Origin of the sequence: Nocardioides sp. (genome assembly GCF_041913365.1) — a bacterium.
Taxonomy (GTDB): Bacteria; Actinomycetota; Actinomycetes; order Propionibacteriales; family Nocardioidaceae; genus Nocardioides.
The window spans coordinates 757,657-781,165 of the sequence record NZ_JAYSFM010000001.1 but is presented as its reverse complement, the minus strand read 5'-3'; the positions used below and the strand labels follow the sequence as shown (position 1 = coordinate 781,165).

Here is a 23,509-nt window from a genome sequence, read left to right as displayed (position 1 = left end):
GGCCCGGGCTTCGGCGCTCCCCCTAGGCTGTCGGGCGTGAGACAGCTCGGCCAGTACGCCGCTCCACGGCACGCCATCGCCCACCTCTCCGACCCGCACCTGATCGGCGGCGGCCGGCTGCACTACGGCGTGATCGACAACGTCGCCCACCTGCGCGCCTCGCTCGCCCGGCTGGCCGAGGTCCGTCCGGCCCCGCAGGCCCTCGTCTTCACCGGCGACCTCGCCGACCAGGGCGAGCCCGAGGCCTACGCGACGCTGCGCTCCATCGTCGAGCCGGCAGCCGCCGCGATGGGCGCCGTGGTGATCTGGACGATGGGCAACCACGACGAGCGCGCGCCGTTCGCGCACGGGCTCTTCGACTCCGACGACGACGGCTTCCAGGACCGCGTGCACGAGGTCGACGGCCTCCGCATCGTCGCCCTCGACACCAGCGTCCCGGGCTACCACCACGGGGAGCTGCGACCCGAGCAGCTGGCCTGGCTCGCCGACGTGCTCAGCACCCCCGCCGAGCACGGCACCCTGCTCGCGATGCACCACCCGCCGCTGCCGCTGCCGATGCTGCGCGCCGCCGAGCTGATCGAGCTGCACGACCAGCAGTCGCTGGCCGACGTGATCACCGGCACCGACGTGCGCGGGATCCTGGCCGGCCACCTGCACCTCTCGACGTGGTCGACCTTCGCCGGCGTACCCGTCTCGGTGGCCTCCGCGAGCTGCTACACCAGCGACCCGGCGCCGGTCGACCGCCTCATCTCCGGTGTCGACGCGGCCCAGTCGTTCACCATGGTCCACACCTACGACGACCGGCTGGTCCACACCCTCGTCCCGCTCGAGCGGGGCACCGAGGTCAGCCACGTCGGCACCGACATCGCCGAGGCCCTCGAGACCATCCCGCTGGAGCAGGCGTTCGAGCTGGCCTCGTCGAAGACCTCGCAGTTCAACAACTAGGACCCCTCACCACATGCGACTCCTGCTGATGCGCCACGGCCAGACGCACGCCAACGTCTCCGGCGAGCTCGACACCGCGCACCCCGGGCTCGACCTCACCGACCTCGGCCGCGCCCAGGCCACCGCCGCGGCACGCGCCCTGGAGGGCGAGCAGATCGACGCGATCTACGTCTCCAGCCGGGTGCGCACGCACCAGACGGCCCAGCCCACCGCGGACGACCGGGGCCTCACCCCGGTGCAGCTCGACGGCCTCGAGGAGATCCAGGCCGGCGACTTCGAGATGCGCAACGACCACGACTCCGTCGCCGGCTACATCGGCAGCGTCGCCACCTGGCTCGAGGGCGACCTGGCGTACCGGATGCCGGGCGCCGAGACCGGCGAGGAGTTCCTCGCCCGCTTCGACCGGGCGGTCCGCGAGATCGTCGCCGGCGAGCACGAGGCGGCCCTCATCGTCAGCCACGGCGCCGCCCTGCGCACCTGGGTGTCGACCCGGATGACCCCGCACCCCGATGCGCCGCCCGCCACCCAGCCGCTGCACAACACCGCGCTGATCGTGCTCGAGGGCGACTTCGACGCCGGCTGGGAGATGGTGTCCTGGCAGGGCCACCCCGTCGGCGGCGAGCTGCTCGAGGACCCCACCGCCGAGGACCCCACCGGCGACCTGGACTCCGACGGGGACGGCGAGATCGGCTGAGTTCGCCGATGGATCTCCACGCACACGCGTCGAAGTTCATCCGGGGCTGAGCGTAGCGCCGGTGATCAGGGCCTGAACTTCCACGCGCTCGGGTGGAAGTCCATCTCTGGCCGCGCTTGATCCGTCAGCATATGCTGACACCTATGAAGACCTCCGTGGGCACCGACGACGGCGATGGCGTCCTGCACGAGCTCGCCGCCGTGCGCGAGGCGAAGCGCGAGCTCGCGCGGCGCGAGGAGGTGGCGGTCCGCAAGGCCCGTCACTCGGGCCTGAGCTGGGCCGAGATCGGCACCCTGCTCGGCGTGACCAAGCAGACGATGCACCGCAAGTACCGCAAGGTCGGCTGAGTCGGCTTTCAGACGCCCTCGGTGCCGATGCCCGGGTGCACGAACGGCCGCCCGGCCTTCATCTGCTCGATCGAGCCGGGGTGGACGCGGTCGAGGTGGGCGAGGCCGCGGCGTCGGTAGCGCAGGATCTGCACGATGCCGAAGGCCCAGAAGAGGTACTGCACCGCGAGCGCGAGCTTGAAGTCGCCGAGCGTGTAGGCGTCCATCCCGCCCGGCTCGACGAGGTCGAGCACGACCCCGATCAGGGCCATGGTGAGCAGCGAGGCCGTGAAGCCGCCGACGTTGACCAGCCCGTTGGCCCGGCCGGCCTCGTGCGGCGGTGTGAACGAGCGCGCGAGGTCGAAGGCGACCATCGCGGCCGGTCCGCCGCTGGCGGTGGCGAAGGTCATCACGACGACCAGCCACACCGGCGCCGGCCCGGGCCACAGGAGCACCGCCGTCCACGGCACCACCATCGCGACGACGACGCCGATGACGATGAACGAGCGGTAGTACGGCAGCCGCGCGACGAGTCGCGCGAGCCCCAGCCCGCTCACGACCGTCCACGCGGTCATCGCCATCAGCAACGTGCTGGCGGACGCGGTGCTCCAGCCCAGGCCGCGCACGAGGAACGGGTAGCCCCAGAGCAGCGCGAAGACGGTCGCGGAGAACTGCGAGGTGAAGTGCGACCACATCCCCAGCCGGGTGCCGGGGTTGCCCCAGACCGTGCGCACGGACTGCGCGAGCGCGCCGAGCTTGATGGCGACCACGTCGTCGCGCCGGTAGGGCGAGTCCTTGACGAGCGCGAGGACGGCGACGAGCAGCACCACGCCGACGCTCGAGGTGATCGCGAAGGTGCGGGTCCAGCCGAGCTCGTGCAGGAGGTACGACAGGGGGCCGGCGGCGGCGATCGCGCCGAGCTGCCCCGACAGCCCGGTGACCTGGGTGACCATCGGTCCCTGGCGGACCAGGAACCACACGGTGACCAGCCGGATCACGCTGACGAAGATCATCGCGTCGCCGGCGCCGACCACGGCCCGAGCGGCCACGGCTGCGGCGAAGGACGCGGAGAACGCGAAGGCGAGCTGGCCGGCGGTCATCAGGACGAGGCCGGCCAACAGCATGGCGCGTGAGCCGTAGCGGTCGAGCAGCACGCCGACCGGCACCTGCATGCCGGCGTACACGACGAGCTGGAGGACCGTGAAGGTCGCCAGGCTCGTGGCGTTGATGTGGAAGCGGTCGGCCGCGATGATCCCGGCAACACCCAGGGAGCTGCGGTGGAAGACCGCCAGGATGTAGACCGCGAGCGCGACCAGCCAGATCACCCACGCCCGGCGCCTGCCGATGTCGTGGATCTGCTCGACACTCACTCGGCGGCCGCTCCGGCCTGCCGGGCGAGTACGGCAGTGAGCTCGGCGCGGTCGGGCGGGTCGGCTCCGGGTCGGGAGACCGTGACCGAGGCACCGGCGGCAGCGGTGCGTACGGCGGCGTGCACGTCCTCGTCGGACAGCGCGCCCAGCGCCTCCCCGCTCCCGGCGCCGGCGACCCCGAGCCCGAGCAGGGCATCGATCAGCACCGCGCTGAAGGTGTCGCCCGCGCCGACGGTGTCCGCGACCGCCACGGGCACGCCGGCGACCTCGAGGACCGTGCCTCCCGCGCGCACGGCGACGGCGCCCTCGCCGCCGCGGGTCACGACCACGAGGCCGGGGCCCATGCTGGCCCATCGCGTCGCGGTGGCGACGGGGTCGCGGTCGGGGTGCAGCCAGTGGAGGTCCTCGTCGCTGACCTTCACCACGTGGGCGAGCCCGACGAGCTCCTCGACCCGTGCGACGGGCCCGGTGCGGTCGGGCGTGATCGCCGGGCGCGCGTTGGGGTCGAGCGAGACCAGGGCGGTCTCGCGGTGGGTGCGGACGGCGGCGAGCACGGCGTCGGCACCGGGGTCCAGCACCGTCGCGATCGAGCCGACGTGGAGCACGTCGCACTCCTCGTGCGGCACCTCGTGCAGGTCCCAGTCGAGGTCGAAGACATAGCTCGCGGCGCCCGACGCGTCGAGGGTGACGGCCGCGCTCGACGTGCGCCCGCTCCCGGTCGTCTGGGCGAGCACCCGGACGTTGCTGGCCTCCAACCACTGCCGCACCATCGCACCGCGCTGGTCGTCGCCGAGGAGCGTCACCAGTCGTACGTCGCGCTCCAGCCGGCCGAGGGTGATCGCGACGTTGGCGGGGCTGCCGCCGGGCAGGTCGCGCGGTTGCCCGCCCGGGTCGGGCACGACGTCGACGAGGGCCTCGCCGACGACCAGGACGCGGGGAGCTGGGACCGTCACGGCGTCCATCATGCTCCTGTCCGGCCCCGCTCCGACACGGCCACTGCCGTCGCGAGACTCGGGGCCACCGGGAGCCGGGGCAGGAGAGTCGCCTGGACCGCGTGGTAGAGGTCCGGCTTCCCCGGCCACACCGAGGCCTGCGGTCGGTTCGCGGGGTCCAGCTCGTGGCGCCACGAGCCCCGCTCGACGTCCCGGAGGTGCGCGTCGACGTAGGCCCACCACTCGGCGTACCGGTCGGCGTAGCCCTCCTCGCCCGTACGACGGTGGAGTGCCGCCGCCGCGGCGATGCCCTCGGCCACAACCCAGTGGAAGCGGTCGCGCACGACCGGCGCCCCGGACCAGTCGGTGGTGTAGACGAAGCCCGGCTCGCCGTCGGCGTGCCAGCCGTCGGCGACGGCGCGGTCGAACAGCGCACGCGAGGCCTCCAGCAGGCCGGACGGGGCCGCGTCGCCCAGCGTCGCCTCGACGTGGAGCAGCAACCGCGACCACTCCAGGCCGTGGCCGGGCGTCGCCCCGAAGGGCTTGAACGGGTCGTCGGGCCGGTCCCGGTTGAGGTCGAGGTCGACCGTCCAGTCGGGGCCGAAGTGCTCGGGCAGCCGGCCGTCGTGGGCGCCGGCGAGCTCGACGGCGAAGGCTGCGATGCGCGCGGCCCGGTCGTGCCACACGCGGTCGCCCGTCACGTCACCCGCAGCGAGCAGCGCCTCGAGGGAGTGCATGGTGGAGTTCAGCCCGCGGTAGCGCGCCGAGGCGTTCCACGCGCGGTCCCACTCGTCGTGCACACGGCCCGACGACTCGTCCCAGAAGTGACGACCGAAGACCTCGGACGCCTCGGCGAGCAGGTCGCTCGCGCCCGGCAGCCCGGCGACCACGGCGGTCGAGGCGGCGAGCAGCACGAAGGCGTGGTCGTAGCAGGACTTCGCCGTCCCCTCCACCGGCACGCCGTCGGCGTCGACGGCGTGGAACCACCCGCCGTGCTCCGGGTCGTGCAGCGTCGTCCGCAGACCGGCCAGGGCCGCGGTGGCGATCGACGTGCTCCCCTCGACGCCCGTCAGCGCCCCCAGCCCGAAGACGTGGACGGTGCGGCTGGTGATCCACGTGTACACCGGTCGGGACAGGTCGGGGGCGCCGTCGTCGTCGAGCCAGGCGGCACCGCCCGACGGGTGCACGACGTGACGGCCGAAGGCGAGCAGGCGGCGACACTCCGCGTCCAGCCACTGCTCGCTCGGGGCGGGGACGCTCGGTTCGCTCACCCCGGCAGTCAACCAGCGAGGACCCCGGACGCACGAGACCCCCGGACGCACGAGACCCCCGGACGCACGAGACCCCCGCACGTCTGCGCGGGGGTCTGGCGACTGGACTCGTCCGTCCAGTGGCAGGTAGAGGATTCGAACCTCTGTAGGCAATGCCGGCTGATTTACAGTCAGCTCCCTTTGGCCGCTCGGGCAACCTGCCGGGGCGTGCGGAACAATAGCAAGGCACGGACTCCACCACGAATCGCCGGGGCACACCCGGGACGCCCCGCAACGCCCCACCAAGGAGGCACAGAATGGCCGACTCGAGCTTCGACATCGTGAGCAAGCTGGACCGCCAGGAGGTCGACAACGCCCTGAGCCAGGCGGCTCGCGAGATCGCCACCCGCTTCGACTTCAAGGGCACGGGTGCCAGCATCGAGTGGAAGGGCGAGAAGGCGATCGAGATCACCGCCTCCGCCGACGACCGGGCGAGCGCCGTGCTCAGCGTCTTCCAGGACAAGCTGATCAAGCGCAACCAGAGCCTGAAGATCCTCGACGCCTCCGACCCGCGCCAGTCCGGGCAGGTCTCCAAGATCGACATCGTGCTCAAGGAGGGCATCACCTCCGAGGACGCCAAGAAGATCTCCAAGCTGATCCGCGACGAGGGCCCCAAGGGCGTCAAGGCCCAGGTCCAGGGCGAGGAGCTGCGGGTGTCGTCGAAGAAGCGCGACGACCTCCAGGCCGTCCAGCAGCTGGTGAAGGCGCAGGACTACGACTTCGCGGTGCAGTTCACCAACTACCGGTGACCATCGCCTAGCTCGCCAGCACCGTCCGCAGGAAGTGCACGGCCGCGACCGGGTCGTGGGGCAGGTGGTGGGCGCGCAGCTGCTCGGCGACGCCCTGCGTCGCGCCCCGGCCGGCGACGAAGACCGGGTGCTCGACCGCGAGCCGGCTGATGGCAGCTGCCTCGGCGGTGAGCGCGGTGTCGCGCGTGGCCGCGAGCACGACCGCGTCGGCGTTCGCGGCCCGGGCGGCCGCGACGATCGCCGGCATGGGGGTGTCGGCGCCGAGGAAGCGGGTGCGCGCGCCGTTCTCGCCGAGGAGCAGCGAGAAGCAGAGCAGCACCAGGTCGTGCCGCTCCCCCGGCGGGCAGGCCAGCAGGACGACCGGCCCGTCGGCGGCGTCGGCCTCCCGGGGCCGGCCGGTGTAGGCCCACAGCCAGCGCCGCAGCAGGTTGCTCACGAAGTGCTCGTGGGCGACCGAGAGACGGCCGTCCTCCCAGCGGTCTCCCAGCTCGGCGAGGAACGGCAGGACGACCTGCATGATGGCCTCGCTGAGGTTGCGCTCCCAGAGCAGCGCGGCCAGCGTGTCGTCGGCGACCTCGCCGTCGAAGGTCTCCACCGCGGCCCAGAGCCGGTGGGTGGAGGCCTGCGATTCCTCGGGTGCCGTGATCACAGGTGCACGCTAGTGCTCGCGGACGACCTGCGGCAGCGACTTCGGGGTGAGAAGGCCGGTCAGACGGCCGCCGCCATCCGCGGCACCACCGTCGCCCCCGCCGCAGGGGTGAGGAACACGGTGCTCCCCTCCTCCAGGCCCAGGGAGCGGGCGTGCGCGCGGGTCACCACGACCGAGACCTCGTCGCCGTCGACGGTCAGCACGGTCACCCGCACCTCGAAGCCGATGCGGACCAGGCGGGAGACGGTGCCCTCCACGGCCCCGGCGAGCTTGGGCGCGGTCTCGAGCTCGATGTCGTGCGGCCGCAGGGAGACCCCGCCGAGGTGGGTGACCTCACCGAGGAACGACATCACGAAGTCGTTGGCCGGCTCGTCGTAGAGCTGGTCGGGCGTGCCGACCTGCTCGACCCGGCCCTCGTTGATCACGACGATCTCGTCGGCGACCTCGAGGGCCTCCTCCTGGTCGTGGGTCACGAACACGGTGGTGACGTGCACGTCGTCGTGGAGGCGCCGCAGCCAGTCGCGCAGCTCCTTGCGGACCTTGGCGTCGAGTGCGCCGAACGGCTCGTCGAGCAGCAGCACGCTCGGCTCGACGGCGAGGGCTCGCGCGAGCGCCATGCGCTGGCGCTGGCCGCCGGAGAGCTGCGACGGCAGCCGGTGGGCGAACTGGGAGAGGTGCACGAGCTTGAGCAGCTCGTCGACACGGTGCGCGATCTCGTCCTTGGGGCGCTTGCGGATCTCCAGGCCGAAGGCGACGTTCTTCGCCACGGTCATGTGCTTGAAGACCGCGTAGTGCTGGAACACGAAGCCGACGTTGCGCTTCTGCGCGGGCAGGTTCGTGGCGTTGACGCCCTCGATGGTCACCGTGCCGGTGTCGGACTTCTCCAGCCCGGCGATGATGCGCAGCAGGGTCGACTTGCCGCCGCCGGAGGGGCCGAGGAGTGCGGTGAGCTGGCCGGTCGGGATCGTGACGTTGACGTCGTCCAGCGCGACGAAGTCGCCGAACTTCTTGTTCAGTCCTGACACTTCGATGCTCATGGGAGGGACCTTTCGGGAGTGCTGGTGCGGGGATGCTGAGCCGGGCTCAGGAGTGGTTCTTGGGGCGGATGATCGCGACGACGACGATGCACGCCACCGAGACCATCGCGAGCAGGAACGCGGTCGCGTAGGCGCCTTGCGGGTCGAAGTTCAGGTACTTCTCCTCGACCGCGAGGGTGGCCGTGCGGGTCTGGCCGAGCACGTTGCCGGAGACGACCTTGACCGCGCCGAACTCGCCGAGCGAGCGCGCGAGGGTGAGCACGACTCCGTAGACGATGCCCCACTTGATCGACGGCAGGGTGATCCGCCAGAAGCGCTGGAGTGCGCTGGCGCCGAGGCTCTCGGCCGCCTGTTCCTGCTCGATGCCCACCTCCTCGAGCACCGGGACGATCTCGCGGATCATCAGCGGCAGCGCGACGAAGGTCGTCGCCATGATGATGCCCGGGGTCGAGAAGATCACCTGGAAGCCCCAGCCGAGGAGCGTCGGCCCGAACCAGCCGTTGCGGCCGCCGTAGACGAGCACGAGCGCGAGCCCGACGACGATCGGCGACACGGACAGGGGGATGTCGAGCAGCGCGTTGAGGAGCCGCTTGCCGGGGAACTGGTAGCGGACCAGGAGCAGCGAGATCCCCACCCCGAACAGGGTGTTGATGACCACCGACCACACGGCGACGTACGCGCTGAGCTGCAGCGCGACGACCATGTCGGGGTCCTCGACGAGCGAGCGGATCGAGGCGAAGCCGTCGTCGAAGGTGTTGACCGCGACCAGCGACACCGGCCACGCCACCAGGAGGAACAGGTAGGCGGTGGCGACGAAGCGCAGGGCGTACGTCGTCGGGGTCCTGCGCGCCCGCGGCGGCCGGCGTCGCTCCTCGACGGGCGCCGGCTCGGCGACCGAGTGGATCAGCGTGTCAGCCACGAGCAGCCACCCGCCTCTGGATCAGGTCGAGGAGCACGATGACCGCCAGCGAGATGGCCAGCAGGACCGTCGCGACGGCGGCGGCCGCCGGGACGTTGTCGTTCTCGATGCTGCTCAGGATGCGCACGGACGTGACCTCGGTCTTGAACGGGAGGTTGCCCGAGAGGAGCACGAGCGAGCCGTACTCGCTCACGCCACGGGCGAAGGACAGGGCCGCCCCCGCGGCGATGGCGGGCGCCAGGCTCGGCAGCACGATGCGCCGGAAGGTGGTGAACCTGCTCGCGCCGAGGGAGGCCGCGGCCTCCTCGACGTCGCGGTCGAGCTCCTCGAGCACCGGCTGCACCATCCGCACCACGAAGGGCAGCGTGACGAACAGGAAGGCCAGGAAGACGGCCATCCGGGTGTTGGCGACGTCGACGCCGAGCGGGCTGTCGGTGCCGTAGAGCGAGAGGAGCACGAGGCCGGCGACGACGGTGGGGAGCGCGAACGGGATGTCGATCATGACCTCGAGCACGGACTTGCCCCAGAAGCGGTCGCGCACGAGCACCCAGGCGATGAGCGGGCCCATGAAGACGTTGATGACGGTGACGCCCATCGCGGTGAACACGGTGAGCTTGATGGCGGCGGCCGTCTGGCCGTTGGTGACGGTGTTCCAGAAGACGTCCCAGCCACCGTCGACGGCAGTGACGACGACGGCCATCAGGGGGATCAGGACCAGCGCGCTGAACCAGATCATGGCGATGCCGAGCCCGAGTCCCGACGACCGCGTCAGGGTGGAGCGCGGGCCCGACCGGCGAGGAGTCCTCGCCAGTCGGACCGCGGAGATCTCAGTGGAGGTCATTCAGATCATTCGAGGGAGAGACCGGCGCCGAGGATGGCCTCGAAGATGAGGCCGTTCTCCTCGTCGAAGAACTTGGTCGAGACCTCGTCCCAGCCACCGAAGTCGTTGTCGACGGTGAGCAGGGTCGGGACCTCGGGGAACGGGTTCGACGGGTCCGTCGCGCCCTCGACGGTGCCGTCGTAGTCGACGTCGTCGCGGATCGGGCGGAAGCCGGTGAGGGCGAACTGCTTCTGGCCCTCGTCGGAGAGCACGAAGTCGAGCCAGGCCTGCGAGGGCGCGGAGGCGTCCTCGAGGATGGCGCCGGCGTTCTCGATCAGCAGCGAGGTCTCCGGGATGACGTACTCGAAGGCCTCGTCGTTCTGGGCGGCCAGGATGGCCTCGTTCTCGTAGGCCATGAGCACGTCACCGGTGCCGCCGAGGAACGCCGTGGTGGCGTCACGGCCGCTGCCGGGGAGCGAGACCACGTTCTTGAAGAACTTGTCGACGTACTCCGTCGCCTCCTTCTCGGTGCCACCGTCGCTGATGACCTGGCCGTAGGCGGCGAGCGCGTTCCAGCGCGCGGCACCCGAGGAGGCGGGGTTGGGCGTGACGATCTCGACGCCCGGCTTGACCAGGTCGGCCCAGGTCTTGATGTTCTTGGGGTTGCCGTCGCGGACACCGAACACGACGACCGAGCGGGAGACGACTCCCTTGTTCTCCCCCTGGTCCCAGTCCTCGGCCACCAGGCCCTCGTCGACGAGGCGGGTGACGTCGGTGGGCACCGAGAAGTGGACGTAGTCGGCCTTGAGACCGGCGGCGACCGCACGGCTCTGGTCGCCCGAGGGACCGTAGGAGGTCTGGAACTTCACGCCCTCGCCCTCGTCGGTCTTGGCGAACTCGGTGGCGATGTTCTTGTTGGCAGCCTCAGGAACGGCAAACCCGACGATGTGGATGGTGTTGTCCGCGTCGGCGTCGCTGGTGCTGCCACTGCCAGGAGCGCACGCGGACAGGGCCAGGGCCCCGACCAGAGCTGCCGCGAGAGCGGCACGTGAACGGATCTGCATGGGGGGTACTCGACTTTCTCGATCGGTGTGCAATGTCGAGAAACATACATGACTTTATCGACGCGAAGCACATTGTCTCGCGTGTCGCGCGACACACCTTCCGCGACAGGCTGCCCGCCCGCGTCCGGGCACGACGACGGGCCGGGAGCAACATGTGCTCCCGGCCCGCGCCGGACCGCCTTCCCGAGAGGCGGCAGAGGGGGTGTGCTAGTTCTTCAGCCCGTTGTTGACCGCGGTGATCAGCTCACCGTTGGACGTGTCGCCCGACAGCTCCCAGAAGAAGGCACCGGCCAGGCCCTGCTGCTTGGCGTAGGTCATCTTGGTGCCGATCGTCTGCGGGGTGTCGTAGCTCCACCACTGGTCGCCGCACTTGGCGTACGCCGTGCCGCCGACCGTCCCGGTCGCCGGGCAGCGCTGCTTGAGCACCTTGTAGTCCTCGATGCCCTGCTCGTAGGTGCCGGGCGCCGGGCCCGACGCCGAGCCGCCCGGAGCGGACTGGCCGACGCCGGCCCACCCGCGACCGTAGAAGCCGATGCCCAGCAGCAGCTTGGACGACGGGATGCCGAGCGACCTCAGCTTGGCGATGGCCGTGCTGGAGTCGAACCCCTGCGTCGGGATGCCGGCGTACGACGTCAGCGGCGAGTGCGGGGCGGTGGGCCCCTGGGCCGCGAAGGCGCCGAAGTAGTCGTAGGTCATGGGCATGTACCAGTTGACGTACTGCGCGGCCTCTCCGTAGCCACCCTTCTCGATCTTGCCGCCGCTCGTGCCGTCGGCGGTGATCGCGGCGGTCACGAGGTCGTTGCCGAACGACGTGCGCAGGGCCTGCATCAGCCGCGGGAAGGCCTGCGTGCCGCTGGTGTCGCAGGACAGCCCGCAGGCGTTGGGGTACTCCCAGTCGATGTCGATGCCGTCGAAGACGTCGGCCCAGCGCGGGTCCTCCACGAGCGCGCGGCACGACTGGGCGAACGCCGTCGGGTTCTGCGCGGCCTGGCCGAAGCCGCCGGACCAGGTCCAGCCGCCGAAGGACCACAGGATCTTGAGGTGCGGGTACTTGGCCTTGAGCTTGCGCAGCTGGTTGAAGTTGCCGCGCAGGCTCTGGTCCCACGTGTCGGCGACGCCGTCGACGCTCTGGGCCGCGGTGTAGGCCTTGTCGTAGTCGGCGTAGGAGTCACCGATGGTGCAGCGACCGTTCTGGACGTTGCCGAAGGCGTAGAGGATGTGCGTCAGCTTGGCCGCCGAGCCGTTGGTGTCGAGGTCCTTGGCGTGGAAGTTGCGGGCGTACGTCGCCCAGTTGGTGAAGTAGCCGATGACCTTCTTGCCGCTGGGGTCCGGCGGGGTCGTGGTCGGGGGCGGGGTCGTCGGGGGCGTCGTGGTGGGCGGCGGCGTCGTCGGACCCCCGTCGCAGGCGCCGAGGTCGACCCAGACACCCCACTCACCGGTGGTGCCGGGCACCTCGCCCTGGGTCCACCACTTCGCGCGGTAGGTACGGCCCTGGTAGGTCACCTGGTTGCCGTTGGTGTAGATCGCGGTGCTGCTCCAGGTCGGCGCCGTGCAGGTGGCCGCCGCCGCGGCCAGCGTCCCGCCGGTGCCGACGAAGGCGATGGGCACGAGCGCGGCCGTGGCGACCACGGCGACGACCGCGCCGGCGACGCGGCGCAGCTGCCCGGACCTCTCTTCGGACTTCCCCTTCAACTTCATTGATCCTCCCGAGTGGATGGGGCGCAGGCGCGCCCTCGCGGGGAACGCTAGGGAGGGTGTGACGCGGGCCACAAGGGGTTGGTTAGGACTCTTAACTAATTACGGCGCCGTAATACGTACGGTCTCCTAACAAAAGGGCAGGTCACCGCAGGAGTGGCGCACTCCGCGAGGCTCGTCCCGCGCGGCCGCCCGCGTCTTGCATGCTGGGACGACTCGGTGGTCCGGCTCCCGGGCGGGCATCGGCATGACCCGTGTCACAGTGCCCGCGCAGCACCCGTCCCACAGGTCAGGAACGGCTGGTCCGCGCGTGTCCGGCGGCTATCGTTGCCGCTTGTGGTAGCACCCGAGAAACAGGTCAAGCAGCTCGACCGCGTCATCATCCGGTTCGCGGGCGACTCCGGCGACGGCATGCAGCTCACCGGGGACCGGTTCACGCAGGAGACGGCGGTCTTCGGCAACGACCTGGTCACCCTGCCGAACTTCCCGGCCGAGATCCGCGCGCCCCAGGGCACGCTCCCGGGCGTCTCGTCGTTCCAGGTGCACTTCGCCGACCACGACATCCTCACCGCCGGCGACGCCCCCGACGTGCTGGTCGCGATGAACCCCGCGGCGCTCCGCGCCAACCTCGGTGACCTCATCAGCGGCGCCACGATCATCGTCGACACCCACGACTTCACCGCGCGCAACCTGACCAAGGCCGGCTACCAGGCCAACCCGCTCGAGGACGAGAGCCTCAACGACTTCGTCGTGCACACCGTCGACCTGACCGGCATGACGGTCGAGGCGGTCAAGGAGTTCGGCCTCTCGCGCAAGGACGCCTCGCGCGCGAAGAACATGTTCGCCCTCGGCCTGCTGTCGTGGATGTACGGCCGGCCGACCGACCCCACGGTCGACTTCGTGTCCAAGCGCTTCGCCAAGGTGCCCGACATCCGCGACGCCAACATCACCGCCTTCAAGGCCGGCTGGTACTTCGGCGAGACGACCGAGGCCTTCGCGGTCCGCTACGAGATCAAGCCGGCGACGATGCCGCCCGGCACCTACCGCAACATCACCGGCAACCTGGCGCTGGCCTACGGCCTCATCGCCGGCGGCGTGCAGTCGGGCCTGCCGGTCTTCCTGGGCTCCTACCCGATCACCCCGGCCTCCGACATCCTCCACGAGCTCAGCAAGCACAAGGGCTTCGGCGTGACGACGTTCCAGGCCGAGGACGAGATCGCCGGCGTCGGCGCCGCGATCGGCGCCTCCTTCGCCGGGCAGCTGGGCGTCACCACCACCTCCGGCCCGGGCGTCTCCTTGAAGTCCGAGGCGATCGGCCTGGCGATCATGACCGAGCTGCCGCTCGTCGTGGTCGACGTCCAGCGCGGCGGTCCCTCGACCGGCCTGCCCACCAAGACCGAGCAGGCCGACCTGCTGCAGGCGATGTTCGGCCGCAACGGTGAGGCGCCGCTGCCGATCGTCGCGCCGCAGTCGCCCGGCGACTGCTTCGACGCGGCCGTCGAGGCGGTGCGCATCGCGATCACCTACCGCACCCCGGTGATGCTGCTCTCCGACGGCTACCTCGCCAACGGCTCCGAGCCCTGGCGCATCCCGTCCCTCGACGAGCTGCCGGCGATCGACCCGGCCTTCGCCACCGAGAAGAACCACGGCGAGGGTGACGACGCCGAGTTCTGGCCCTACCTGCGCGACGAGGCGACCCTGGCCCGGCCGTGGGCGATCCCCGGCACGGCGGGCCTCGAGCACCGCCTCGGCGGCCTCGAGAAGGGCGACGGGCACGGCAACATCTCCTACGACCCCGCCAACCACGACTTCATGGTCCGCACCCGCCAGGCCAAGGTCGACCGGGTCGCCGACTCCCTGCCGCCGCTCCAGGTCGACGACCCCAGCGGCGAGGCCAAGGTGCTCGTCCTCGGCTGGGGGTCGACGTACGGCCCCATCGGCGCCGGCGTACGCCGGGTGCGCAAGGCCGGCTACAACGTCGCGCAGGCGCACCTGCGGCACCTCAACCCGTTCCCCAAGGACCTGGGCGAGGTGCTCAAGCGCTACGACAAGGTGCTGGTGCCCGAGATGAACCTCGGCCAGCTCTCCCTGCTGCTCCGCGCCGAGTACCTCGTCGACGTCGTCGGCTACAACGAGGTCCGCGGGCTCCCGCTCAAGGCCACGCAGCTGGCCCACGTGATCGCCGACCTCGTCGGCCAGGCCGAGGACACCACGGTGGAGCTCGGCATCTGGGGCCTGCCGTCCCAGAAGGAGGAAGTGTGATGACCACCCAGCTCGGTATTCCCTCGTTCCGCTCGGGCACGGAGTCGGTGCCGACCACCGACCTGGCCCAGACCGGCAAGGACTTCACCTCCGACCAGGAGGTCCGCTGGTGCCCCGGTTGCGGCGACTACGCCGTGCTCAAGGCCGTGCAGTCCTTCCTGCCCGGTCTCGGCCTGCGCCGCGAGAACATCGTGTTCATCTCCGGCATCGGCTGCTCGTCGCGGTTCCCCTACTACCTCGACACCTACGGCATGCACTCGATCCACGGCCGTGCGCCGTCGATCGCGACGGGCATCGCCACGGCCCGCGAGGACCTCTCGGTGTGGGTCGTGACCGGTGACGGCGACGCGCTGTCGATCGGCGGCAACCACCTGATCCACGCCCTGCGCCGCAACGTGAACATGACGATCCTGCTGTTCAACAACCGGATCTACGGCCTCACCAAGGGCCAGTACTCCCCCACCTCGGAGACCGGCAAGGTCACCAAGTCCACGCCGATGGGCTCGCTCGACCACCCCTTCAACCCGGTGTCCCTGGCGCTGGGCGCCGAGGGCACCTTCGTGGCGCGCACCATCGACTCGGACCGCAAGCACCTCACCTCCGTGCTGGAGGCGGCCGCCGCCCACCGCGGCACCTCGCTGGTGGAGATCTACCAGAACTGCCCGATCTTCAACGACGGCGCGTTCGATGCCATCAAGTCGCCGGAGACCAAGGCCGACGCGATCATCCCGCTGGTCCACGGCGAGCCGATCACCTTCGGCGCCCAGCTCGAGGACGGCCGTGGGGCCAAGGCGCTCGTGCGCGACGAGTCGACCGGCGGGGTGAAGGTCGTCGCCACGGCCGACGTCGACGCCGCCGACATCGTGGTCCACGACGCGCACAGCCCGGACCCGACCATGGCCTTCGCGATCTCGCGGCTCACCGACTCCGGCTACCTCAACACCTCGCCGATCGGCATCTTCCGGCAGGTGGAGCGCACGACGTACGACGACGCCGCGCGCGAGCAGGTCGCGATGGCCACCAACGGCTCCGCGAACGACACCGCCGACCGCGCCGCACGGTTGGCGGCGCTGATCGGCGGTGGCGACACCTGGACGATCGCCTGAGCGCTGCCTGTCGTCAGCGACAGCGCGATCGTCGCAGGGTGGGACTCAGTCGAAGTAGAGCGTCCAGATGGTGCCCTTGGTGTTGCCGTAGCCGTTGGAGTGGTCGACCTTCGAGCGCCACTTCCAGCGACCCTTCTCGGGGGCGTAGATGCGGGTCTTGAAGATGCCGCGGTCGTTGGTCTTCACCTTCTTCACGGTCTTCCACTTGCACGTGCCGCACTTCTTCTTGAGGATCTTCACCTTCTGGTTGGCGTACGGCAGGACGGTGCCGTCGAGCTGCGGCTCGGTGACCACGCCCTTGAGCTTGAAGGCGTTGTAGCTGACCTGGTGGTCCCTCGGCGGCTCCTCGTCGATGATGCGCTTGGGCGCGGAACCGGCGCTGGCGCCCACGCTGAGCGCGCCGGTGACGAGCAGCGCAGCGACGAGCGCTGCCAGGACGGTGCGGAACATCCGCATGTGGAACTCCCCCTCGAGATCTGTTGAGCGAAGCTGACCTGGTGTCCGGGGTCTCGGCCCCGGGACCAGCCCCATGGTAGGCGACCCGCCGCCCCTAGACTTCCCGAGTGCCAGATAGCCGACGCGGACTGATCGCCGGGGCGCTGGCCTACACGCTCTGGGGCGTCTTCCCGCTCTACTGGACGGTGCTCGAGCCAGCCGGCGCGATCGAGCTGCTGGCCCACCGCATCATCTGGTCCGTCGTGACGATGGTCGCGATCCTCGTGCTCTGGCGACGTGTGGACCACTTCCGGGCGCTGCTCCGCGACCGGCGCAAGGTGCTGATCATCGCCCTGGCCGCGGTGGTGATCACGGTCAACTGGGGCGGCTACATCTGGGGCGTCAACAACGGCAAGGTCGTCGAGACGTCGCTGGGCTACTTCATCAATCCCCTCGTCACCGTGCTGATGGGCGTGCTGATCCTCGGCGAGCGGCTGCGCCGCCTCCAGTGGGTGGCCATGGGCATCGCGTTCGTCGCGGTCGCGGTGATCACCATCGACTACGGCCGTCCGCCCTGGGTCGCCCTCCTGCTCGCCTTCTCCTTCGGCACCTACGGCCTGGCCAAGAAGCAGGCCGGCGCCGGCGCGGTCGAGAGCATCACGCTGGAGACCTTGCTGATCGCGCCGTTCGCGATGACGTACGTCGCCTGGCTGGTGTCCACCGGCGAGTCGAACTTCGGCACCCACGGCACCGGGCACGCGCTGCTCTTCACCACGACCGGCATCATCACCGCGATCCCGCTGATGCTCTTCGGGGCCGCCGCGATCCGCGTCTCGATGGTCTCGCTGGGGCTCCTGCAGTACCTCGCACCGACGATCCAGTTCGCCCTCGGCCTGCTCGTCTTCGACGAGCCGATGCCGGCCAGCCGGTGGATCGGCTTCGCCCTCGTCTGGGTCGCCCTCGCCATCTTCACGGTCGAGGCGGTCAACCACCGCCGCCGCCAGCTCCGCCTCGTCGCCCACGCGACCACCGCCGCCTGAGCGGTGGCCCACCTACATTCGAGCACCGGGAAATGTCGGCTCACCACCGCCCGCGGGGGTGGCGACGTACGACACGCGGTGCGGCGGTGATCCACCTACATTCGAGCGGCGGGAAATGTGGGTGGGCCACCGCTCGCCGGCGTAGGTCAGGAGGACCGGGTGGCGACCACGTCGGCGAAGGACTCCAGGGCCGTGCGGACGGGGCCGGGGTCGAGGACCTCGAGGAGCTTCTTGGCCTGGGTGGCCTGGCCGAGGACGTGGTCGCGAGCCTGGCCCATGGCCGGGTGGCGGCGCAGGAGGTCGAGCGCCTCGGCGTGGAGGGCGTCGTCGGTGAGCGGCTGGCCGAGCAGCTCGAGCAGGCGGGCGTCGGCCGGGTCGGTGGAGGCCTGGGCCATCAGGACCGGGAGGGTCGGCACGCCCTCGCGCAGGTCGGTGCCGGGCGTCTTGCCGGAGGTGTCGGACTCCGAGGCGATGTCGAGGATGTCGTCGGAGAGCTGGAAGGCGGAGCCGACGATCTCGCCGTAGGCGCTGAGCGCCTCGACGACCTCGGGTCGGGCGCCGCCGAACATCGCGCCGTAGCGCGCCGAGGTGGCGATCAGCGAGCCGGTCTTGCCGGCGACGACCTCGAGGTAGTGCTGGAGCGGGTCCTCCCCGGGCCCGGGGGTCACCGTCTCGAGGATCTGGCCCTCGACGAGGCGGGTGAACGTCTGCGCCTGGATCCGGACCGCCTCGGGACCGAGGTCGGCGGTGAGCTCGGACGAGCGGCCGAAGAGGAAGTCGCCGGTGAGGATCGCGACGTGGTTGTCCCAGCGGGCGTTGGCCGTGTCGGCGCCGCGGCGGAGGGCGGCCTCGTCCATCACGTCGTCGTGGTAGAGCGAGGCGACGTGGGTCAGCTCCACGACGCAGGCCGCGGTGTGCACCTCCTCGGCCCCGGGGTGCGTGCCGGTCTCCGCGGCCAGCAGGACCAGCAGCGGGCGGAAGCGCTTGCCGCCGGCCATCATGAGGTGCGTGGCAGCCTGCGTGACGTAGGGGATCCGGCTCCGGCAGTGCCCCTCGAGCAGCTCGTCGATGCGTGCCAGCCGGTCGACGAGCCGGGTCTCGAGCTCGGCGTCGACGACTGGCAGGGCGAGGGGCGAGTCGGTCACCTGATGAATTCTCCAGCAACCGCCGCCAGGTCGAGCACCGGCCCCGGCAGCACGCCGAGGACGAGGGTCACGGCCGCGCCGACCGCGATCGTCGTGGCGGTGAGCACGGACGGGTACGCCACGCTCGGTCCGTCGCCGACGGGCTCGTCGAAGTACATGACCTTGATGACCCGGACGTAGAGGAACGCGGCGATGATGCTCGCGAGGACGGCGGCCACCACGACGGGCCACGCACCCGCGGCCAGGGCGACCGAGAAGACCGCGAGCTTGCCCACGAAGCCGGACGTGAGCGGGATGCCCGCCATTGCCAGCAGGAAGAACGCGAAGACCGCGGCCACGACCGGCGACTCCTTGCCCAGACCGGCCCAGCGGTCGATCGCGGTGGTCTCGCCACCGCCGTCGCGCACCAGGCTGACCACGGCGAAGGCGCCGATGGTGGCGAAGCCGTAGGTGGTCAGGTAGAAGAGCACGGCCTGCAGCGAGCTGATCTCGCCGGAGGCCAGGTCGCCGGTGGCCTGGAGGCCGAGCACGCCGGTGAGGATGAAGCCGGTGTGGGCAACCGAGGAGTACGCCAGCAGGCGCTTGATGTCGGTCTGCGTGATCGCCAGGGCGGCACCGACGAACATCGAGAGCACGGCGATGATCCACATCATCGGCTGCCAGGACCAGCGGTCCGCGCCGAGGGCGACGTAGAACAGGCGCATGATCGCGCCGAAGGCGGCGACCTTGGTGCCGGCCGCCATGAAGGCGGTGACCGGGGTCGGGGCGCCCTGGTAGACGTCGGGCGTCCAGGCCTGGAACGGCACCGCGCCGACCTTGAACAGCAGCCCGACCGACAGCAGGCCGGTGCCGATCAGCAGCAGCGTGGAGCTGCCGACGTCGTTGCGCACGGCCTCGTTGATCGCGGCGAAGTCCATCGAGCCGGCGAAGCCGTAGATCAGGGCCGCACCGTAGAGGAAGAAGCCGGAGGAGAACGCGCCGAGCAGGAAGTACTTGAGCGCGGCCTCCTGGCTCAGCAGGCGGCGTCGGCGGGCCAGGCCGCTCAGGAGGTAGAGCGGGAGCGAGAGGACCTCGAGGCCGACGAACATGGTGAGCAGGTCGTTGGCGGCCGGGAAGAGCATCATGCCGAAGACCGCGAACATCATCAGCGGGTAGACCTCGGTGTGCTCGCGGTGGGCCGCGATCGACGCGGTCTCCGCATCGGTGCCCGGCACTGCGGCGGCCTGGCCGGCGAAGGCCGAGACCCCGCCGTCGAGGTGGCGCTCGGCGAAGAGCAGCACGCCGGCGATCGCCAGGGCCAGCACGAGGCCCCAGATGAACAGGCTCGGCCCGTCGACGGCAATCGTGCCGCCGACCGCGAGGACGCCGCGCGCGGCGCCGTCGTCGTACGACGTCACGTCCTGCGCGACCAGCACGACACCCACCAGCGCGCCCACCAGGCCTGCGAGGGCGATCACCACCTGGGCGGTGTAGCGCATCGCGCGGGGGGCGAACGCCTCGACGACGACGCCGAGGCAGGCGACGCCGAAGACGACCAGCAGCGGCCAGAGCTCGAAGTACTCGACGCTGGGCTTCACGAACTCGGTCACTGGTGACCACCCTCCTGGCCGATGCCCACACCCGCGAGCGTGTCGTGGACGACGGGATTGATGACGTCGAGCAGCGGCGACGGGAAGAAGCCGAAGAGCACGAGCGCGAGCGCGAGCGGGGCGAGGATGCCCACCTCACGGCGGTCGAGGTCGGCCACCGGCAGCCCGCCCTCGCGGCCCGGGCCGGTCATGGTGCGCTGGTACATCCAGAGCGCGTAGAACGCGGCGAGGACGATCGCGAGCACCGCGACCGAGCCGACCAGCCAGTGGTGGTCGAAGGCGGCGATGATCACCATGATCTCGGACACGAACGGCGAGAGGCCGGGCAGGCCGCAGGCGGCGAGGCCGGCGACGAGGAAGAAGCCGGCGAGGACCGGCGCGGTCTTCTCGACCCCGCCCATCTCGCGGATCGACGCCGTGCCGGTGCGGTGGATCAGGAAGCCGGCGACGAGGAACATCAGCGCGGTCGCGATGCCGTGGTTGACCATGTAGAGGATCGCGCCGGTGCCGCCGGTCGAGCTGAACACGAAGATGCCCAGCACGATGAAGCCGAAGTGCGACAGCGAGGTGAGGCCGATCAGGCGCAGCACGTCGTCCTGGCCGATCGCGACGAGCGCGCCGTAGATGATCGAGACCAGCGCGAGCACCACGACGACCGGCGTCGCCCACTGGGAGGCGTCCGGCAGCAGGCCGAGGCAGAACCGCAGCATGCCGAACGTGCCGATCTTGTCGAGGATGCAGACCAGCAGCACCGAGGTGCCGGTCGTCGCCTTCTCGGTCGTGTCGGCCAGCCAGGTGTGCACCGGGAACATCGGCGCCTTGATCGCGAAGGCGATGAAGAAGCCGAGGAACAGCCAGCGCTGGGTGATCGGGTCGATGTCGATCGCGGCGAGGTCGCTGAGCAGGAAGCTCGGGGTGCCGGCGTCGGCGGAGACGACGTAGAGGCCGATCACCGAGGCGAGCATCACCAGGCCGCCGGCGAGCTGGTAGATCAGGAACTTCGTCGCCGCGCGGCCGCGACCGGCGCGGCCGAAGCCACCGATCAGGAAGTACGCCGGGATCAGGGTGGCCTCGAAGACGACGTAGAAGAGCAGCACGTCGGTGGCGGTGAAGACCGCGAGCGACATGGCCTCGAGCGCCAGCGTCCAGGCGAAGAACGCCTTGCCGCCGCCGTTGCCCTCGGCCTCGGACTCACGCCAGCCCGCCAGCAGCACGATCGGCACGAGGACGACCGTGAGCAGCACCATCAGCAGCCCCAGCCCGTCGACGCCGAGGGCGTAGTGGACGCCCAGCGACTCGATCCAGACGTTCTTCTCCTCGAGCTGCATGCCGCCACCGGCGTCGTACTGCGTCGCGGCGACCACGCCGGCGACCAGTGTCGCCACCGCGAAGCCGAGGCCGACGGTGCGGGCGAGCGCACCGGGCACGAAGGCCGTGACGAGCGCGCCGACCAGCGGCAGCAGGATCAGGACAGAGAGGATCATCCGAGGTTCACCGCCAGGAGAGCGAGGACGACCAGCAGGGCGCCACCGAGGAGGGACAGGGCGTAGGAGCGGACGAAGCCGTTCTGGAGCCGGCGCATCACGTTGGACAGGCCGCCGACGGCGGCCGAGCCGCCCTCGACCACGCCGTCGACACCGACCCGGTCGAAGCTGGTCAGGCCGCCGACGAGCGAGGCGCCCGGACGGACGACGACCGCGTCGTTGATCGCGTCGCCGTAGAGGTCGGCGCGGGCCGCGCGCGTCGCGAAGGAGACGTCCTGCGGTGCCTCGCGCGGGATGTCGCGCTTGCCGACGAGGAACCACGCGGTCGCGACGCCGACGGCGACGACGGCCGTGATGATCAGGGTGATCACCAGCGCCGGCAGCGGCGGCTCGTGGTGCTCGGCGTGGCCGGTCACCGGCTCGAGCCAGGTCACGATCCAGTCGCCGAGCAGCAGCACGCCACCGAGCACCGACAGCGCGGCCAGCACCATCAGTGGCACGGTCATCACCTTGGGCGACTCGTGCGGGTGGACCTCGGGCGCCCAGCGCTTCTCGGTGAAGAACGTCATCAGCATCAGGCGGGTCATGTAGAACGCGGTGATGCCGGCGCCGAGGACGGCCAGCGCGCCGACGAGCAGGTTGTCGGCCAGAGCGGTCTCGATGATGCGGTCCTTGGACCAGAAGCCGGAGAAGCCGGGGAACCCGATGATCGCGAGGTAGCCCATCGCGAAGGTCAGGAAGGTGACCGGCATGGCCTTGTTGAGCGCGCCGTAGTGGCGCATGTCGACGTCGTCGTCCATGCCGTGCATGACCGAGCCGGCGCCGAGGAACATGTTGGCCTTGAAGAAGCCGTGCGTGAGCAGGTGGAAGATCGCGAACGGGTAGCCGACCGGGCCGAGGCCGGCGGCCAGCATCATGTAGCCGATCTGGCTCATCGTCGATCCGGCGAGCGCCTTCTTGATGTCGTCCTTGGCGCAACCGAGGATCGCACCCCACAGGAGCGTGACCGTGGCGACCACGACGACGGCGGTCTGCGCGATCGGCGCGAGCTCGAAGATGAAGTTCGAGCGGACCACGAGGTAGACGCCGGCGGTGACCATCGTCGCCGCGTGGATCAGGGCCGAGACCGGGGTCGGGCCCTCCATCGCGTCGAGCAGCCACGCCTGGAGCGGCACCTGGGCGGACTTGCCGCAGGCACCGAGCAGGAGCAGCAGGCCGAGCGCGGTCAGGGTGTCCTGCGAGGCGTCGCCGACGTGCTCGCTGACGCCGGCGAAGTCGGTGGTGCCGAAGGTCGCGAACATCAGCGCGATCGCCAGCGAAAGCCCGATGTCACCGACACGGTTGATGACGAAGGCCTTCTTGGCCGCGGCGGCCGCGGAGGGCTTGTGCTGCCAGAAGCCGATCAGCAGGTACGACGCCAGGCCGACGCCCTCCCAGCCGAGGAACAGGCCCACGAAGTTCGCCGAGAGGATCAGCGTGAGCATCGCGGCGACGAAGAGGTTGAGGTAGCCGAAGAACCGGCGGCGCCGGGGGTCGTGCTCCATGTAGCCGATGGCGTAGACGTGGATCAGGGAGCCGACACCGGTGATCAGCAGCAGGAACAGCGCGGCGAGCGGGTCGTAGAGCAGGTCCATGCCGACGCTGAGCGAGCCGGTCTCGAACCAGGTGTAGAGGTGCTGGCCGATCTGGCGCTCCTCCTCGCCCCGGCCGAGCAGCGCGATGAACAGCACCAGGCTGAGCACGAAGGACGCGACGGCGGCGCCGGTGCCGACGAGGTGGCCCTTCCGGTCGGCGAGCTCGCGGAGCGAGGCCGGCAGGAACGGCGCGACGGCGAGCAGCAGGAACGCGCCGAGCACCGGCAGGCCGATGACGAGCCAGAGCAGGTCGAAGACGCCGCCGGCCGCGGTGTCGGGGGCGACCACGGGGGCGTGGGCACCC

21 protein-coding genes and 1 tRNA gene are annotated in these 23,509 nt (G+C 70.6%); 7 read left to right on the top strand and 15 right to left on the bottom strand.

What is annotated here, in order from left to right; all coding sequences use genetic code 11:
• Positions 1-36 precede the first annotated feature (36 nt).
• The 3 genes from ACE3QY_RS03905 (at position 37) to ACE3QY_RS03895 (ending at position 1,986) form a co-directional block, all read left to right on the top strand.
• Positions 37-945, top strand: a complete 909-nt coding sequence (locus tag ACE3QY_RS03905; protein ID WP_374454689.1) for a metallophosphoesterase — start codon at positions 37-39, stop codon at positions 943-945.
• A 13-nt stretch (positions 946-958) separates the two neighbouring features.
• Positions 959-1,639, top strand: a complete 681-nt coding sequence (locus tag ACE3QY_RS03900) for a histidine phosphatase family protein (protein ID WP_374454688.1) — start codon at positions 959-961, stop codon at positions 1,637-1,639.
• 143 nt (positions 1,640-1,782) lie between these two features.
• On the top strand, positions 1,783-1,986 hold the full coding sequence (locus ACE3QY_RS03895) for an RNA polymerase subunit sigma-70 (RefSeq protein ID WP_374454687.1): 204 nt from the start codon (positions 1,783-1,785) through the stop codon (positions 1,984-1,986).
• Between the two features lie 8 nt (positions 1,987-1,994).
• Here ACE3QY_RS03895 and ACE3QY_RS03890 read toward each other — a convergent pair whose 3' ends face one another.
• The 4 genes from ACE3QY_RS03890 to ACE3QY_RS03875 form a co-directional block, all read right to left on the bottom strand.
• Positions 1,995-3,335: a nitrate/nitrite transporter gene (locus ACE3QY_RS03890; protein WP_374454686.1), complete on the bottom strand. Its 1,341-nt coding sequence runs from the start codon at positions 3,333-3,335 to the stop codon at positions 1,995-1,997.
• Positions 3,332-4,288, bottom strand: a complete 957-nt coding sequence (locus tag ACE3QY_RS03885) for a carbohydrate kinase (protein ID WP_374454684.1) — start codon at positions 4,286-4,288, stop codon at positions 3,332-3,334. The genes ACE3QY_RS03890 and ACE3QY_RS03885 overlap by 4 nt, the downstream gene beginning before the upstream one ends.
• A gap of 8 nt (positions 4,289-4,296) precedes the next feature.
• Positions 4,297-5,538 (bottom strand): AGE family epimerase/isomerase, encoded by a 1,242-nt coding sequence (locus ACE3QY_RS03880; protein WP_374454683.1) that lies wholly within the window; start codon positions 5,536-5,538, stop codon positions 4,297-4,299.
• Positions 5,539-5,658: 120 nt separating this feature from the next.
• Positions 5,659-5,740: transfer RNA gene (locus tag ACE3QY_RS03875), tRNA-Tyr, on the bottom strand.
• Positions 5,741-5,834: 94 nt separating this feature from the next.
• On the opposite strand from ACE3QY_RS03875, the gene ACE3QY_RS03870 reads away from it, so the two are divergent.
• The gene (locus ACE3QY_RS03870) at positions 5,835-6,326 is read left to right on the top strand and encodes a YajQ family cyclic di-GMP-binding protein (RefSeq protein WP_374454682.1); all 492 of its coding nucleotides are present in this window, start codon (positions 5,835-5,837) and stop codon (positions 6,324-6,326) included.
• A gap of 7 nt (positions 6,327-6,333) precedes the next feature.
• Here the strand turns inward: ACE3QY_RS03870 and ACE3QY_RS03865 are convergent, their stop codons facing one another.
• The 6 genes from ACE3QY_RS03865 to ACE3QY_RS03840 form a co-directional block, all read right to left on the bottom strand.
• A complete protein-coding gene (locus ACE3QY_RS03865) occupies positions 6,334-6,975 on the bottom strand; it encodes a B12-binding domain-containing protein (RefSeq protein WP_374454681.1) in 642 nt (213 codons plus the stop codon).
• A gap of 59 nt (positions 6,976-7,034) precedes the next feature.
• The gene (locus tag ACE3QY_RS03860) at positions 7,035-8,012 is read right to left on the bottom strand and encodes a sulfate/molybdate ABC transporter ATP-binding protein (protein WP_374454680.1); all 978 of its coding nucleotides are present in this window, start codon (positions 8,010-8,012) and stop codon (positions 7,035-7,037) included.
• Positions 8,013-8,058: 46 nt separating this feature from the next.
• Positions 8,059-8,931, bottom strand: coding sequence for a sulfate ABC transporter permease (locus ACE3QY_RS03855; RefSeq protein ID WP_374454679.1), 873 nt, complete (start codon positions 8,929-8,931; stop codon positions 8,059-8,061).
• A complete protein-coding gene (gene cysT, locus ACE3QY_RS03850; protein ID WP_374454678.1) occupies positions 8,924-9,772 on the bottom strand; it encodes a sulfate ABC transporter permease subunit CysT in 849 nt (282 codons plus the stop codon). The genes ACE3QY_RS03855 and cysT overlap by 8 nt, the downstream gene beginning before the upstream one ends.
• 5 nt (positions 9,773-9,777) lie before the next feature.
• Complete coding sequence (locus ACE3QY_RS03845; protein ID WP_374454677.1) at positions 9,778-10,815, bottom strand: sulfate ABC transporter substrate-binding protein; 1,038 nt, start codon at positions 10,813-10,815, stop codon at positions 9,778-9,780.
• A 207-nt stretch (positions 10,816-11,022) separates the two neighbouring features.
• The gene (locus ACE3QY_RS03840; protein WP_374454676.1) at positions 11,023-12,507 is read right to left on the bottom strand and encodes a glycosyl hydrolase family 18 protein; all 1,485 of its coding nucleotides are present in this window, start codon (positions 12,505-12,507) and stop codon (positions 11,023-11,025) included.
• A 339-nt stretch (positions 12,508-12,846) separates the two neighbouring features.
• Here ACE3QY_RS03840 and ACE3QY_RS03835 point away from each other — a divergent pair, with 339 nt between their 5' ends.
• Positions 12,847-14,772 (top strand): 2-oxoacid:acceptor oxidoreductase subunit alpha, encoded by a 1,926-nt coding sequence (locus ACE3QY_RS03835; protein ID WP_374454675.1) that lies wholly within the window; start codon positions 12,847-12,849, stop codon positions 14,770-14,772.
• Complete coding sequence (locus tag ACE3QY_RS03830; RefSeq protein WP_374454674.1) at positions 14,772-15,878, top strand: 2-oxoacid:ferredoxin oxidoreductase subunit beta; 1,107 nt, start codon at positions 14,772-14,774, stop codon at positions 15,876-15,878. The genes ACE3QY_RS03835 and ACE3QY_RS03830 overlap by 1 nt, the downstream gene beginning before the upstream one ends.
• 45 nt (positions 15,879-15,923) lie before the next feature.
• On the opposite strand, the gene ACE3QY_RS03825 is transcribed toward ACE3QY_RS03830, so the two are convergent.
• Positions 15,924-16,334, bottom strand: a complete 411-nt coding sequence (locus ACE3QY_RS03825; protein ID WP_374454673.1) for a hypothetical protein — start codon at positions 16,332-16,334, stop codon at positions 15,924-15,926.
• 107 nt (positions 16,335-16,441) lie between these two features.
• Here ACE3QY_RS03825 and rarD point away from each other — a divergent pair, with 107 nt between their 5' ends.
• A complete protein-coding gene (gene rarD / locus ACE3QY_RS03820; RefSeq protein WP_374454672.1) occupies positions 16,442-17,353 on the top strand; it encodes an EamA family transporter RarD in 912 nt (303 codons plus the stop codon).
• A gap of 146 nt (positions 17,354-17,499) precedes the next feature.
• Here the strand turns inward: rarD and ACE3QY_RS03815 are convergent, their stop codons facing one another.
• From ACE3QY_RS03815 to nuoL, 4 genes are read right to left on the bottom strand one after another with little or no spacing between them, the layout of a single operon-like run.
• Positions 17,500-18,498 carry a polyprenyl synthetase family protein gene (locus ACE3QY_RS03815; protein WP_374454671.1) on the bottom strand — a complete coding sequence of 333 codons (999 nt, stop codon included), beginning with the start codon at positions 18,496-18,498 and terminating at the stop codon, positions 17,500-17,502.
• Positions 18,495-20,087: an NADH-quinone oxidoreductase subunit NuoN gene (gene nuoN / locus ACE3QY_RS03810; RefSeq protein ID WP_374454670.1), complete on the bottom strand. Its 1,593-nt coding sequence runs from the start codon at positions 20,085-20,087 to the stop codon at positions 18,495-18,497. Before nuoN ends, ACE3QY_RS03815 begins: the two co-directional genes overlap by 4 nt.
• Positions 20,084-21,571 carry an NADH-quinone oxidoreductase subunit M gene (locus tag ACE3QY_RS03805; RefSeq protein WP_374454669.1) on the bottom strand — a complete coding sequence of 496 codons (1,488 nt, stop codon included), beginning with the start codon at positions 21,569-21,571 and terminating at the stop codon, positions 20,084-20,086. The genes nuoN and ACE3QY_RS03805 overlap by 4 nt, the downstream gene beginning before the upstream one ends.
• Positions 21,568-23,493, bottom strand: a complete 1,926-nt coding sequence (gene nuoL, locus ACE3QY_RS03800) for an NADH-quinone oxidoreductase subunit L (protein WP_374454922.1) — start codon at positions 23,491-23,493, stop codon at positions 21,568-21,570. Before nuoL ends, ACE3QY_RS03805 begins: the two co-directional genes overlap by 4 nt.
• Positions 23,494-23,509: the final 16 nt, after the last annotated feature.

Excerpts from the sequence above, each read along its gene's own strand:
- ACE3QY_RS03900 (WP_374454688.1), top strand. The coding sequence starts at position 959 with ATGCGACTCCTGCTGATGCGCCACGGCCAGACGCACGCCAACGTCTCC.
- ACE3QY_RS03895 (WP_374454687.1), top strand. The coding sequence starts at position 1,783 with ATGAAGACCTCCGTGGGCACCGACGACGGCGATGGCGTCCTGCACGAG.
- ACE3QY_RS03870 (WP_374454682.1), top strand. The coding sequence starts at position 5,835 with ATGGCCGACTCGAGCTTCGACATCGTGAGCAAGCTGGACCGCCAGGAG.
- ACE3QY_RS03860 (WP_374454680.1), bottom strand. The coding sequence starts at position 8,012 with ATGAGCATCGAAGTGTCAGGACTGAACAAGAAGTTCGGCGACTTCGTC.
- cysT (WP_374454678.1), bottom strand. The coding sequence starts at position 9,772 with ATGACCTCCACTGAGATCTCCGCGGTCCGACTGGCGAGGACTCCTCGC.
- ACE3QY_RS03845 (WP_374454677.1), bottom strand. The coding sequence starts at position 10,815 with ATGCAGATCCGTTCACGTGCCGCTCTCGCGGCAGCTCTGGTCGGGGCC.
- ACE3QY_RS03830 (WP_374454674.1), top strand. The coding sequence starts at position 14,772 with ATGACCACCCAGCTCGGTATTCCCTCGTTCCGCTCGGGCACGGAGTCG.
- ACE3QY_RS03825 (WP_374454673.1), bottom strand. The coding sequence starts at position 16,334 with ATGCGGATGTTCCGCACCGTCCTGGCAGCGCTCGTCGCTGCGCTGCTC.
- ACE3QY_RS03805 (WP_374454669.1), bottom strand. The coding sequence starts at position 21,571 with ATGATCCTCTCTGTCCTGATCCTGCTGCCGCTGGTCGGCGCGCTCGTC.